The sequence below is a fragment of the Gilliamella sp. B2772 genome, assembly GCF_026536985.1.
Taxonomy (GTDB): Bacteria; Pseudomonadota; Gammaproteobacteria; order Enterobacterales; family Orbaceae; genus Gilliamella; species Gilliamella apicola_E.
The window spans coordinates 208,258-221,794 of sequence record NZ_JAFNNB010000002.1 but is presented as its reverse complement, the minus strand read 5'-3'; the positions used below and the strand labels follow the sequence as shown (position 1 = coordinate 221,794).

Annotated in this window: 13 protein-coding genes; 11 read left to right on the top strand and 2 right to left on the bottom strand. The window is 34.7% G+C overall.

Features of this window, described 5'->3' with window-relative positions:
- Positions 1-40: 40 nt before the first annotated feature.
- Both uxuA and J3T98_RS06215 read left to right on the top strand, forming a co-directional pair.
- The gene (gene uxuA / locus J3T98_RS06220; RefSeq protein ID WP_065734695.1) at positions 41-1,222 is read left to right on the top strand and encodes a mannonate dehydratase; all 1,182 of its coding nucleotides are present in this window, start codon (positions 41-43) and stop codon (positions 1,220-1,222) included.
- 584 nt (positions 1,223-1,806) lie between these two features.
- Positions 1,807-2,256, top strand: coding sequence for a DUF3597 domain-containing protein (locus tag J3T98_RS06215; protein ID WP_065563636.1), 450 nt, complete (start codon positions 1,807-1,809; stop codon positions 2,254-2,256).
- 93 nt (positions 2,257-2,349) lie between these two features.
- Here J3T98_RS06215 and pth read toward each other — a convergent pair whose 3' ends face one another.
- Positions 2,350-2,934, bottom strand: a complete 585-nt coding sequence (gene pth / locus J3T98_RS06210) for an aminoacyl-tRNA hydrolase (RefSeq protein ID WP_324123931.1) — start codon at positions 2,932-2,934, stop codon at positions 2,350-2,352.
- 72 nt (positions 2,935-3,006) lie between these two features.
- Positions 3,007-3,954, bottom strand: a complete 948-nt coding sequence (locus J3T98_RS06205; protein ID WP_086319756.1) for a ribose-phosphate pyrophosphokinase — start codon at positions 3,952-3,954, stop codon at positions 3,007-3,009.
- A 261-nt stretch (positions 3,955-4,215) separates the two neighbouring features.
- Between J3T98_RS06205 and trmB the strand changes: the two genes are divergently transcribed.
- From trmB to coaD, 9 genes are all read left to right on the top strand, one after another.
- A complete protein-coding gene (trmB, locus tag J3T98_RS06200) occupies positions 4,216-4,917 on the top strand; it encodes a tRNA (guanosine(46)-N7)-methyltransferase TrmB (RefSeq protein ID WP_267362403.1) in 702 nt (233 codons plus the stop codon).
- Positions 4,918-4,935: 18 nt separating this feature from the next.
- A complete protein-coding gene (nfsA, locus tag J3T98_RS06195; protein WP_267362402.1) occupies positions 4,936-5,661 on the top strand; it encodes an oxygen-insensitive NADPH nitroreductase in 726 nt (241 codons plus the stop codon).
- Complete coding sequence (locus J3T98_RS06190; protein ID WP_267362401.1) at positions 5,658-6,818, top strand: histidine-type phosphatase; 1,161 nt, start codon at positions 5,658-5,660, stop codon at positions 6,816-6,818. Before nfsA ends, J3T98_RS06190 begins: the two co-directional genes overlap by 4 nt.
- Positions 6,819-7,250: 432 nt before the next feature.
- Complete coding sequence (locus tag J3T98_RS06185) at positions 7,251-8,525, top strand: MFS transporter (protein WP_256122109.1); 1,275 nt, start codon at positions 7,251-7,253, stop codon at positions 8,523-8,525.
- A 36-nt stretch (positions 8,526-8,561) separates the two neighbouring features.
- The gene (gene galE / locus J3T98_RS06180; RefSeq protein ID WP_267362400.1) at positions 8,562-9,578 is read left to right on the top strand and encodes a UDP-glucose 4-epimerase GalE; all 1,017 of its coding nucleotides are present in this window, start codon (positions 8,562-8,564) and stop codon (positions 9,576-9,578) included.
- A 50-nt stretch (positions 9,579-9,628) separates the two neighbouring features.
- On the top strand, positions 9,629-10,678 hold the full coding sequence (gene galT, locus J3T98_RS06175) for a galactose-1-phosphate uridylyltransferase (RefSeq protein WP_065563642.1): 1,050 nt from the start codon (positions 9,629-9,631) through the stop codon (positions 10,676-10,678).
- Entirely contained in the window at positions 10,679-11,836 is a 1,158-nt protein-coding gene (gene galK, locus J3T98_RS06170) for a galactokinase (RefSeq protein WP_267331822.1), read from the top strand. It begins immediately after the preceding gene.
- Complete coding sequence (gene galM, locus J3T98_RS06165; protein ID WP_267362399.1) at positions 11,827-12,822, top strand: galactose-1-epimerase; 996 nt, start codon at positions 11,827-11,829, stop codon at positions 12,820-12,822. The genes galK and galM overlap by 10 nt, the downstream gene beginning before the upstream one ends.
- Before the next feature lie 214 nt (positions 12,823-13,036).
- Positions 13,037-13,525, top strand: coding sequence for a pantetheine-phosphate adenylyltransferase (coaD, locus tag J3T98_RS06160; protein ID WP_065563645.1), 489 nt, complete (start codon positions 13,037-13,039; stop codon positions 13,523-13,525).
- Positions 13,526-13,537: the final 12 nt, after the last annotated feature.

Here is a 13,537-nt window from a genome sequence, read left to right as displayed (position 1 = left end):
GAATAATTTTGTAAATGAAGTATCTTTGAGGAGAATTTAAATGGAACAAACAATGCGTTGGTTTGGACCTAACGACCCTGTATCATTGGACGATATTAGACAATCAGGGGCAACAGGAATTGTTACAGCTTTACATCATATTCCCAATGGTGAAATCTGGACAATCGACGAAATTAAAAAACGAAAAAAAATGATTGAAGACAAAGGTCTAACTTGGTCAGTTGTTGAAAGTATTCCTGTTCACGAAGAAATTAAAACCCATTCTGGCAACGTTGAACAACATATTGCCAATTATCAACAATCAATTCGTAATTTAGCCGCTTGTGGTATTGATACTGTTTGTTACAATTTTATGCCAGTATTAGACTGGACTCGCACCGATCTAGGTTATGAATTATCTGACGGTTCAAGAGCTCTACGTTTCGATCAAATTGCTTTTGCTGCATTTGATATTCATATTTTAAAGCGACCTAATGCCGAAAAAGATTATTCACAAGAAGATCAGATTTCAGCAAAAAAATATTTTGAAAATATGACGCAAGCCGATAAAGATAAACTTGTTGGAAATATTATCGCTGGGTTACCAGGTGCCGAAGAAGGTTACTCACTAGATCAATTTCGAGCACATCTTGCAACATATGACGGTATTGATAAAGCTAAATTACGTGAGAATTATGCTTATTTCTTGAAAGCTATCGTTCCAGTCGCCGAAGAAGTTGGCGTTGTTCTGACAGTTCATCCTGATGATCCTCCTAGACCTATTTTAGGTTTACCACGCATTGTTTCAACTATTGAAGATATGCAGTGGATAAAAGAAACAGTTGATAGCATTCATAACGGATTCTGCTTCTGTACTGGTTCTTATGGCGTTCGTAGCGATAATGATTTAGTTACAATGGCTGAAAAATTTGCTGATAGAGTTCACTTTATTCATTTGCGCGCAACAGTTCGTGAAGATAATCCATTATCTTTCCACGAAGGTGATCACTTAGCAGGTGATGTTGATATGTATGGCGTAATTAAAGTGCTTATTGCTGAAGAAGAACGACGTAAAAAAGCGGGAATCAAACGTTTAATACCAGTTCGTCCTGATCATGGTCACCAAATGCTTGACGATCTTAAAAAGAAAACCAATCCAGGTTATTCTGCAATAGGACGCTTAAGAGGTTTAGCGGAAATTCGCGGCGTTGAATATGCGATTAGACGTGCATTTTTTGAATAAAGACTAATCGCCTTTGACTAGAAAAGCCCATAATATTGGGCTTTTTTTAATTTGAACATAAAAATAGCGTGATATACACGCTATTGTTTTTATATAGTTAGAATGTCTTTATTTTAAATCATGATTTTAAATATTTATTATCGATATTTTTTATTTAAAGCAACACCAAAAAGATAGCCGAATAAGCACTGCTTAAAAAATATCATATTAAAGAAAGAAATTTTACTGTCTATCCAATTATTTATTCAAATAAAATATAACCAATAATTGGTGAACCAAATACTACTATTATTTTTAGTCGCTGTATTGAGTTATTTATTGAATTTGTGATGTATATCACAATACTTTCTCAAATTGGTATAATAAGTTTTTTTGATTGTCGATAGCTTTAATTAATTTGAAAATATGAGCTATTGAATAAAAATATATTTCTAAAACCCTAATAGCATTATCACAAAAAATGCTATTGGTTCATTGTTGCTTTGACACAATTTATATTTAACAGCTATACTTTAGGGGATATTTTCTACATCTATATCGTTAAGCAGTTTTTTAATAAGCAGTTTAAACATAAGGGGTGTAAAATGGGTATCTTAAATAATATTTTTTCTAAAATATTTCCAAGCGCACAAGCCGCTGTAGGTCATGCAAAAGATGCAGTGAAAGAGCAAGTTGATAAAATCACTGACACCGTTAAAGGCAACACATCAAGTAACAACACAAATAGTAATACTGAACAAAATCAACAAAATACATCAGAAAATAAAAACCCAATTTCTGAAATCGATGTGATGTCAATCTTAGATAATTTAGCTAAAAAATTTCCTGAAAAACTTAACTGGAAGACATCAATTGTTGATTTATTGAAATTATTAGGTATTGATAACAGTTTAGATGCACGTAAAAAATTAGCAACTGAACTTAATTATACCGGTAGTACAGACGATACAGCAGCAATGAATACATGGTTGATTAAAGAAGTTATGAAGAAAATTGCTGAAAAAGGTGGTAACGTTACTCACTTATTTTCTTAGTCTGGAATAAATACGTGATTTGTCATCCACCTGTTAATCAGGTGGATTTTTTTTAAATTTTGTTGATTAAAGAAAATATTAATCTTAGCAAATTTAAGCTTTGAATGAATGCAAACGATTCATTGCACTTTCTACTCCATCTTTCAGTAAGATATCTGTGCAATATACTGATTCATCGATTGCTTTATCAATTAAATCTTGTTCTGGTTTAGATGGTTTATTTAATACATAACCAACTACTTTATTCTTATCACCAGGGTGTCCAATACCAATTCTTAACCGATAAAAATTCAAATTATTGCTAAGTTTATTTGCAATATCTTTCAATCCATTATGACCGCCATGACTACCACCAAATTTCAATTTAGCAATACCTGGATTAAGATCTAACTCATCATGAGCAACTAATATCTCATCGGGCTGAATTTGATAAAAAGAAGCCATTGCTTGAACAGCTTTACCACTTAAATTCATAAAGGTAGTTGGTACTAACAAACGGACATCATGACCATGAATATTAATCCGTGAGCTATATCCAAAAAATTTAGGATCAATTTTTAGCGGTTGGTTATAACGTTCAGCAAGAAGATCTACATACCAAGCTCCTGCATTATGGCGAGTTGCAGCATATTCGTTACCTGGATTAGCTAAACCTACAATAAGTTTAATTGTTGTCATAATAGTCTGTCGTCAATTATTATTAGCAAAAAAGCCCCTAGAAGGGGCATTTATCTAATTCAGAAAAAAAGATTATTGATGGAACATTGCTGAAATTGATTCTTCGTTACTAATACGTCGAATTGCTTCAGCAAGCATACCTGATAATGTAAGTTGGCGTACATTTTTCAATGCTTTCACTTCTGCTGTTAATGGAATTGTGTCACAAACTACAATTTCATCAATGGCAGAATCTTTAATGTTACTTACCGCTTTTCCTGAGAAAATAGGGTGAGTTGCATAAGCGAAAACACGTTTTGCACCACGAGCTTTCAATGCATCAGCCGCTTTACAAAGTGTCCCGGCAGTATCAATCATATCATCAACTAAAATACAATCTCTGTCGGCTACATCACCAATAATATTCATCACTTCTGCTTCATTTGCACGTTGACGACGTTTATCAATAATGGCCATGTCAGTATCATTTAAAAGTTTTGCAATTGCACGTGCACGAACAACACCACCAATATCTGGTGATACCACGATTGGGCGTTCAAAATCACGTTGTAGCATATCTTCTAAAATTACAGGGCTACCAAATACGTTATCAACAGGTACATCAAAAAAGCCTTGAATTTGTTCAGCATGAAGATCAACCGTTAAAACCCTATCTACACCAACAGTTGATAAAAAGTCTGCAACAACTTTAGCTGTAATAGGCACACGGGCTGAACGCACTCGACGATCTTGTCTTGCATAACCAAAATAAGGAATAACAGCAGTAATACGACCGGCAGATGCTCGACGCATCGCATCAATCATTACTAATAATTCCATTAAATTGTCATTTGTAGGCGCACAAGTTGATTGGATAATAAAAACATCTTCACCACGGACATTTTCATTAATTTGGACATTGACTTCACCATCACTAAAACGGCTAACAATAATATCACCAAGAGAAGTATAAAGACGATTAGCTATACGTTTTGCTAGTTCGGGTGTGGCGTTACCAGCAAAAAGCTTCATATCAGGCACGAGAAATCCTCAAGCATGTAATCATGATTACATAAAACGTAATCGGTTAAATCGGAGTGATAATTATATAATCATTTACAGATCATCCTCAACTACATTATAAAAAATTATTACAAATATTTTATATCTATCACAATAATATATAGAAATATAAGTTAATATGATGTTTTTTTGAAGTAGATTAAAAATCGGTTAAAATACTGTACCACAAAGGTGAATAATTACCTTGATAAATCATTTAATACTAACAGCAGACACACAATGAGTGAACAATTAAAAACGAATAATCAAGAGATAGAATCTAAACGAACAATACGTAGTTTTGTATTGAGACAAGGCCGCTTAACTAAAGGGCAGCAACAGGCTTTAACTCATTTATGGCCTATATATGGCATTGAATATAATGCACACTCACAAATCACTTTCGAAAATGACAAACCGCTGGTTCTAGAAATCGGTTTCGGTATGGGTGCATCATTGATTGAGATGGCAAAATCCTCGCCAGACAAAAATTTTATAGGTATTGAAGTCCATCGACCAGGCGTAGGCGCTTGCTTAATGGCAATCGAAGAAAATAAATTAACCAATTTAAAAGTAATGTGTCATGATGCAGTTGAAGTATTAGAAAATATGATAACTAATGAATCATTAGATAAAGTTCAAATTTTCTTCCCTGACCCTTGGCATAAAGCAAGGCACAATAAACGCAGAATTATTCAACCTGAATTTGTTAAATTAATTCATGAAAAATTAAAAGTTAATGGAGTATTACATTTAGCTACTGACTGGCAACATTATGCTGAGCATATGCTTGAAGTATTAAGTCAAGCTGATGGGTTTAAAAATTTATCTACATCAAATGACTATATCCCGAGACCTGATGACAGACCTATTACCAAGTTTGAAAAACGTGGGCAAAATCTAGGGCATGGTGTTTGGGATTTGCAATTTATAAAAAAATAATGGTGCCTAGGAGCCAATATGCAAAATGAGACAATCGATTTAATTTGTCAGCGCAGCTCAATTCGGTCTTATAAATCAACACCACTGACTAATGAACAGTTGGAATCAATTTTTCAAGCGGCACAATCGGCTCCGAGCTCTAATTTTCTACAATGCACCACAATTATCCGAATTACAGACAGCGATAAGCGTTCAAAGCTAGCACATTATTCAGGAGAGCAAAGTTATATTAATCAAGCTCCTGAATTTTGGGTATTCTGTGCCGATTTTAATCGCCACTTTCAAATTGATTCAACTATTCCACTTGAAAAAGCTGAGCAGCTTTTAGTTGGCTGTATCGATACGGCACTTATGGCGCAAAACGCCGTTATTGCAGCACAGTCATTAGGTTTAGGGACAGTTTTCATTGGTGGATTACGCAATAATATTTCGAAAGTTACCGAATTACTAGCATTACCTAAATATGTCCTTCCTTTATTTGGGCTTTGTATCGGTCATCCTGATCAAAATCCAGAAATAAAACCAAGATTACCGAAAGAATTAGTGTTTTTTGAAAATTACTATCAACCAATAAATGATCAACTATTAGCAAAATACGATACTCAAATGAGTGAATACTATAGTCATCGACAGACAAATCAAAAAGCAAGTGGTTGGAGTGATAAAATTGCTGAAACAATTATCAAAGGGCAAAGAGATTTCATTTTAACTTATTTGCATGAACAAGGATGGATAACTAAATGAACAACACTCAATATCAGTTAGACAAAGTCGTTATACTAAGTCGCCATGGCATACGTACTCCATTAGAAAACACGATAGCGTTCTTAGAAAAATCAAGCCCTTTTAAATGGCCAATTTGGGATCATGCTTATGGTTATCTAACAACACGAGGCGCCGTTTTAGAAACGTTTTTTGGACATTATCTATCACAATGGCTAGAGCAACGAAATATTAAGCTCTCACCAGAGAGTCCTGATATATATGTTTATGCAAATAGCCTTCAAAGAACAGTAGCTACGGCTCAATTCTTAGTTGGCGGTGCTTATGCTGGTTATGACATACCTGTTCATCACAAATATACCATCGAAAAAATGGATCCTATTTTTGATCCAAGTGTACAAGATGACTCCCCAGAAATTAAACAAAAAGTCTTAAAAGATATTAATGATGCAGACAAAGCAGCATCAATTTTCAAAAATTTAGCGCCGGCTTATCAAATCGTGTCGGATATATTAGATTATAAAAATTCGCAATTATATTCTGAACTTAAATGTGATTTTGCTGATATTCCTTATGAGCTTCATTTTGTGAAAAATGAAGAACCCGAATTACATGGACCATTAGCAATTGGAATTTGTGCCGTTGATGCTTTTTTATTACAGTATTACTCTGCATTTCCTAAAGAACAAATTGCTTGGGGAAGAATAACCAGCCAAGAACAATGGCAACAAATAATACAAATTCGTAACCACTATATTAACTTAGTTTTTCACTCTAAAACGATTGCACGAAGTATTAGTAAATTATTAATCAATAAGATAGATGATTTAATACACAGTCAATCTCATAAAGTCAATTTATTGGTTGGTCATGATAGTACTATTGCTGCACTGCTCGGTGCTTTGGATTTTGCTGAATATCAACTGCCTAATCAATTTGAAAATACACCAATTGGCGGAATGGTTATATTTCAACGTTACCGCCATCTACCATCAGGTGAATACTTCTTCAAAGCTGAATATGTCTACCAAAGTTTTGATCAGCTATTTACTGGTGAAGCTATTGATATTAATAATCCACCACAACATTATCAACTTAAGTTGCTTAATGCAGAACAAAACAGTGATGGATTCTACCCATGGCAACATTTTGAAAATAGGCTAAAAGAGTTTCAATAAAATTCAGATTAGATTGCCGATATGACTTTAAGTTTCAAATCATTAGGCAATCTATAAATATCAGACCCATTTAAAATTGTTATTTTAATTTCGCCCCAAAATGTAATCGATACCACAAAATAGATAATAATTTTCATAAGTATCTATTAATTGTATAAAATTCATTACCTAAAACTTATTTAAAATACTATGAATTACTATTTCAATTAGGCACATATTGAATTTTGATATAACTTATTTGGATGTTATTTAACTTACCCAAAATAATTTAATAAAAATGTAATCGATTTCACAAAATGTTAACTAGATCACTTTTTTTGCATTTTTTTAATGTTATTATCCTGAGCAATTTATAGCTTTTAGTTTATTTCTTACATAAACGATTTCTGAATGATTAGGTAATCATTTAAAGCTTAGCAAAGGAAATTCACTATGAATCAGAAAATTAAATCTGCAATGCATAACAAAAATTATTGGGTATTTAGCCTCTACTTTTTTCTTTATTTTTTCATTATGGGAGCTTACTTTCCATTTTTCCCAGTTTGGTTAAAAATGATAGGTTTAGATCAAGCGGATACTGGATATGTTTTCTCATTTATCTCATTATTTGCACTATTCTTTCAGCCGTTATTTGGGTTGATATCCGATAAGTTAGGTTTAAGAAAACACCTTCTTTGGATTATCACCTTCCTTTTAGTTTTATTTGGACCATTCTTTATATTTATATTAGGTCCTTTACTTAAACTAAATGTTACTCTAGGGGCTACTGCAGGCGGCTTATATCTTGGTATGGTCTTTAGTGGTGGTGCTCCTGCAATTGAAGCATTGGTTGAAAAAATCAGTAGACGTAGTGGATTTGAATTTGGTCGTTGCCGTATGTTTGGTTGCTTCGGCTGGGCGATTTGTGCTTCATTTGTTGGAATCATGATTTCTAAGGATATTAATGCTGTTTTTTGGTTATGTTCTGGCTTTGCCTTAGTGTTACTTATTTTAGTCAAAATAGCCGATCCAGCTAAAACAGCAACCACAGATGTTGTCGACCAAATGGGACTAAATAAACCTGAACCATTTAATTTAAAACTTGCGGTTAATTTACTTAAAATGCCTAAAACTTGGTATTTTATGCTCTACATTATTGGTGTGGCTTGTACTTATGATGTATTTGATCAGCAATTTGCTAACTTCTTCACCTCATTTTTCTCAAGTGAACAAGTTGGTCGTGAAGCATTTGGCTACGTCACAACACTGGGTGAATTTTTAAATGCGACTGTAATGTTTTTTGCTCCAATTATTGTCATGAAAATCGGAAGTAAAAATACTTTACTCGTTGCTGGTGCAATTATGTCAATTCGTATTACAGGTTCAGCATTTGCTAGTAGCGCAGTTGAAGTTATTATTTTAAAAACCTTACATATGTTCGAAGCACCTTTATTGTTAGTTGGTGCATTTAAATATATTACAAAACATTTCCCAATTCGATTATCAGCAACGGTTTACTTAATTGCTTTTTGTTTTGCAAAACAATTATCTATAATGTTTATGTCCACCTTTGCTGGTTTAATGTATGTTAAAATTGGATTTGAAGGGGCATATTTAGTGCTTGGCTTAATTGCATTAAGTTTTACACTTATTTCTGCTTTCACCTTATCAGGACGTGGACCTTTGGATCTTTTCAAAAAGAAAAGCAACGTTGAAATTGAAGAATAGTTAAATAATAACAATTCAAAAAATTAAGGTATCAAAATGAAAATATTAGTAACAGGTGGTTGTGGGTATATAGGCAGTCACACTTGTGTTCAATTAATTCTTGCTGGCTATACTCCTATTATTATTGATAATTTATTTAATAGTAAAGCCTCAGTATTAGAAAGAATAAAAACCATCACAGGAAAATCAGTCGATTTCTATCATGGTGATGTTTGTGATGGAAATTTGCTTGCAAGAATTTTTAAAGAACACGATATTAAAGCTGTTATTCATTTTGCAGGATTGAAAGCCGTTGGTGAATCAGTATATAAACCACTTGAATACTATGAAAATAATGTTTATGGCAGTATTGTTTTAATGAAAGCAATGCGTGATGCTGGCGTTAAACAATTAGTCTTTAGTTCTTCAGCTACCGTATATGGTGAGCTAGCGCCAGTTCCTTACGTCGAAACATTACCACAAGGTTTACCAACTAGCCCGTATGGAAAAAGTAAGCTTATGGTTGAACAATGTATGATGGATTTAGCTATTGCTGAACGTGATTGGTCCTTAACTTTACTGCGATATTTCAATCCTGTAGGTGCTCATCCTAGCGGTTTAATGGGAGAAGATCCGCTTGGCGTGCCCAATAATCTGATGCCTTTCATTACCCAAGTTGCGATAGGTAAACGAGAATCGCTATCTGTATTTGGTAATGATTACCCAACAGTTGATGGCACATGTGTGCGTGACTTTATTCACGTTGTGGATTTAGCAGATGGTCATATTGCAGCACTTAAAACTGATAGAAATAAAGCTGGAGTTCATATCTATAATTTAGGTTCTGGTGTAGGTTTCAGTGTACTGCAAGTGATTAAAGCCTTTGAAAAGGCATCAGGAAAATCACTTAATTGGCATTTCGCACCAAGGCGAGCCGGTGATCTACCTGCATTTTGGGCTGACGCTAAAAAAGCTGAACAACAATTAGGTTGGAAAACAAAGTTAACCCTTGATGATATGGTAAAAGATTCATGGAATTGGCAATCAAAGAATCCGCAAGGTTATCCTGATTAAAGTAATGTTTACACCAAAATCGCAGTAAAACTATAATTAAAGAGGCAAATATGGATATTTTTAACCCAGTTGATCATCCTCATCGCCGATATAACCCATTGACCGCACAATGGGTGTTAGTTTCGCCCCACAGAGCAAAACGCCCTTGGCAAGGTCAACAAGAAACCTTAAATGAAGAACAGAAACCCCATTATGATCCTAATTGTTATTTATGTCCGGGCAATAAACGTGTCACTGGCGATATAAATCCTAACTACACTGGAACGTACGTTTTCACGAATGATTTTGCTGCATTAATGGAAGATACGCCTAATTCACCCGATAGTAACGATCCTCTATTTCAAATCCAAAGTGCCAGAGGAACAAGCCGAGTTATCTGTTTTTCACCAGATCACAGTAAAACTCTACCTGAACTTGATTTACCTGCAATTGAAACGGTGATAAAAACTTGGATCACCCAGCAACAAGAACTAGGAAAAAAGTACCCTTGGGTACAAGTTTTTGAAAACAAAGGGGCAGCAATGGGCTGTTCAAACCCTCATCCGCACGGACAAGTTTGGGCTAATAGTTTTATCCCTAATGAAATAGCGCGAGAAGATCTCAATATGCGCAACTATTTTCAAAAAAATGGACGAAATTTATTAGTAGACTATGTAGAAAAAGAGTTGACCAATAAAGAACGCATTGTGGTAGAAACAGAACATTGGTTAGCAGTCGTTCCTTTTTGGGCTATTTGGCCATTTGAAACCCTACTATTGCCAAAGAAACATATTGCTAGATTAACAATGCTTAACCAATCTGAGCAAAAAGATTTGGCCTTAGCATTAAAAAAACTGACCTGTCATTATGATAATTTATTCAATTGCTCTTTCCCCTACTCTATGGGATGGCATGGTGCACCGTTTGTGGAAGGAAATACTGATTATTGGCAAGTACACGCCCATTTTTATCCTCCGCTATTACGTTCAGCTACCGTAAAAAAATTCATGGTAGGTTATGAAATGTTAGCTGAAGTGCAAAGAGATTTAACGCCAGAGCAAGCAGCCGAAAGACTGCGCAACGTTAGTGATGTGCATTATAAAGATAAGAAGGATAAATAAATGAAAGCATTAATCAATAAAACCGCGCAAGCATTTGAGGATCAATTTGGTTATAAACCCGATACCATTGTACAAGCACCGGGCAGAGTAAACTTGATAGGCGAGCACACAGATTACAATGATGGTTTTGTATTACCTTGTGCCATCAATTATGAAACTGTAATTAGCTGTCACAAACGTTCTGACAACTTAGTTAGGGTAATAGCGGTTGATTATAATAATGAACAGGATCAATTTTTACTTAATCCTTCAATTGAAAAACATCCAAATTACCAATGGGCGAATTATGTCCGAGGTGTAATTCAATATATCGTAAAATATTCAGAAGATATTAGAGGTGTTGATTTAGCTATCAGTGGTAACGTGCCACAAGGTGCAGGATTAAGTTCATCAGCTTCACTTGAAGTTGCAATTGGTAAAATGTTTCAGGTGCTTTACGATCTACCTTTTGATGGCAAAAAAATAGCCTTAATCGGTCAAGAGGCAGAAAACAAATATGTTGGGTGCAACTGTGGCATAATGGATCAATTAATATCCGCGCTTGGCCAAGCACAACATGCTTTATTAATTGATTGCCGATCATTAGAAGCATTACCTATTTCTATCCCCAAAGATCTAGCAGTTGTAATCATTAATTCCAACATTAAACGTGGATTAGTTGATAGCGAATATAATACTCGTCGTAAGCAATGCGAAGCCGCAGCCAAAGCGCTAGGTGTAAATGCCCTTCGTGATGCATCATTGGTTGATTTACTACAGATCAAATCCTCACTCGATCCGCTAGTATTTAAACGTGCTCATCATGTCATTACCGAAAATGAACGTACACTTAAAGCCGCTTATGCGCTTGCTAATGAAGATTATCCATTACTCTCAAAATTAATGGCTGAAAGCCACAATTCGATGCGCGATGATTTTGAAATCACAGTACCTGCAATAGACTACCTGGTTAAAATTATACAAGACGTTATTGGAAATGAAGGTGGTGTACGGATGACGGGTGGTGGTTTTGGTGGTTGTGTTGTTGCCTTAGTTCCTAAGAACAAAGTTGATGAGGTAAAAGATGTGGTTAACCAAAACTATCATAAGAAATTTAATATTAAGGAAGATTTTTATATCTGTCAGCCAAGTGAAGGGGCTCATAAATTATGTCTGTAAAACAAATTATCACCCTTAAAAATAGCCAAGGCATGAAAATTAAATTGTCCAATTGGGGCGCAACTTGGCTTTCTTGTACCATGCAAGTTGAAGGAGAAAACCGAGAACTAATACTTGGTTGCCAATCATTCGAACAATACGAACAACAAGATGCATATTTAGGCGCTACTGTTGGACGATATGCCAATCGCATTGCAAATGCTGAAATAGATATAGCAGGAAAACATTATCAGCTTATTGCCAATCAAGGCGTTAATCAGTTACATGGTGGCAAATCAGGCTTTGATAAAAAAATATGGAAAATTGAATCACAATCGGAACAACAAGTTACATTTGGATTAATTTCTCCAGATGGTGACCAAGGCTTTCCTGGCGAACTTAAAGTTACCGCTAGTTATACATTAACTGACGATAATCAAGTCATCGTCGAATATAATGCGAGCACAACCAAGTGTACGCCAGTTAACTTAACTAACCATGCCTATTTTAATTTAGATGGTGAAACTAATGATATACTTGCACACAGTTTAAAAGTAAATGCTAACTATTACTTACCTGTCGATGCCAATGGTATTCCATGCAATGATTTGCTTGATGTTACTCAAGACGATATGGATTTAAGACAGTTACGAGTTCTATCCGATAATTTGCTAACTAGCCCAGCACGAAAAATTACAGGCGGTTATGACCACGCTTACTTATTAGATAAATCAAAACCAGTTGCAGCTCAACTTGTATCATCAGACAAAAAAGTGACAATGGACGTAACAACGTCTTATCCTGCCCTACAAGTCTATACTGGTAACTTTTTAGCCAACACACCAAATCGTCACAATGGTAAATATGCTAATTTTGCAGGAGTAGCATTAGAAGCACAGTTTTTACCCGATAGCCCTCATCATCTGACATGGCCACAACCAAGCTGCTTCTTAGAACCGGGACAAACTTACCATTACCAAATTACCTATCAGTTTTTTATAAGCTGATAAATTTCTCTTTTTATTATTGATGAAAAATAAATAATTTCATCAATAATAAAAATTCTACAAGTTTAACCATACCTCAAATAGATTTATGATAATAAAAAAAGTTGAGGAACGGGGTTTTTGAACATAAAAAACGAAGATTTTGTACGGTTAAACTAACAATCCAAGTCAAAATTAGGTATCATATTCTCCTATTCGCTAATGGATAAGATAAATGAAAAGTAAAAATCTCACGGCTATTTTTCCGGGAACATTCGATCCAATTACTAATGGTCACATTGATCTGATTACCCGTGCATCCCAACTTTTTCCTCGTTTGATTGTCGCAATAGCGGAAAGCCCTAATAAAAAAACGCTATTTACTTTAGAGGAAAGAGTTAACTTAGCCTCAACACCAGTGGAACATTTACTGAATGTTGAAGTGATTGGCTTTGATAATCTTATGGCTGACTTTGCCCAGAAACACGGAGCAACAGTTATTGTTAGAGGTGTGAGAACAACTCTTGATTTTGAATATGAAAGACAACTCGCAGAAATGAATCGAGCATTAAAACCAGATTTAGACACCATCTTTTTAATGCCTTCAATTGCAATGGGATTTATTTCATCTACCATCGTTAAAGACGTTGCTTACCATGGTGGTGATATATCCAATTTAGTACCCTTGCATGTTAAAACAGAGTTATTGAAACGGTTAACATAATATCGATTTATT

Bases quoted from the DNA above. Each gene is read 5' to 3' on its own strand.
- uxuA (WP_065734695.1), top strand. From the start codon at position 41: ATGGAACAAACAATGCGTTGGTTTGGACCTAACGACCCTGTATCATTG.
- J3T98_RS06215 (WP_065563636.1), top strand. From the start codon at position 1,807: ATGGGTATCTTAAATAATATTTTTTCTAAAATATTTCCAAGCGCACAA.
- pth (WP_324123931.1), bottom strand. From the start codon at position 2,934: ATGACAACAATTAAACTTATTGTAGGTTTAGCTAATCCAGGTAACGAA.
- trmB (WP_267362403.1), top strand. From the start codon at position 4,216: ATGAGTGAACAATTAAAAACGAATAATCAAGAGATAGAATCTAAACGA.
- nfsA (WP_267362402.1), top strand. From the start codon at position 4,936: ATGCAAAATGAGACAATCGATTTAATTTGTCAGCGCAGCTCAATTCGG.
- J3T98_RS06190 (WP_267362401.1), top strand. From the start codon at position 5,658: ATGAACAACACTCAATATCAGTTAGACAAAGTCGTTATACTAAGTCGC.
- J3T98_RS06185 (WP_256122109.1), top strand. From the start codon at position 7,251: ATGAATCAGAAAATTAAATCTGCAATGCATAACAAAAATTATTGGGTA.
- galE (WP_267362400.1), top strand. From the start codon at position 8,562: ATGAAAATATTAGTAACAGGTGGTTGTGGGTATATAGGCAGTCACACT.
- galT (WP_065563642.1), top strand. From the start codon at position 9,629: ATGGATATTTTTAACCCAGTTGATCATCCTCATCGCCGATATAACCCA.
- galK (WP_267331822.1), top strand. From the start codon at position 10,679: ATGAAAGCATTAATCAATAAAACCGCGCAAGCATTTGAGGATCAATTT.
- galM (WP_267362399.1), top strand. From the start codon at position 11,827: ATGTCTGTAAAACAAATTATCACCCTTAAAAATAGCCAAGGCATGAAA.
- coaD (WP_065563645.1), top strand. From the start codon at position 13,037: ATGAAAAGTAAAAATCTCACGGCTATTTTTCCGGGAACATTCGATCCA.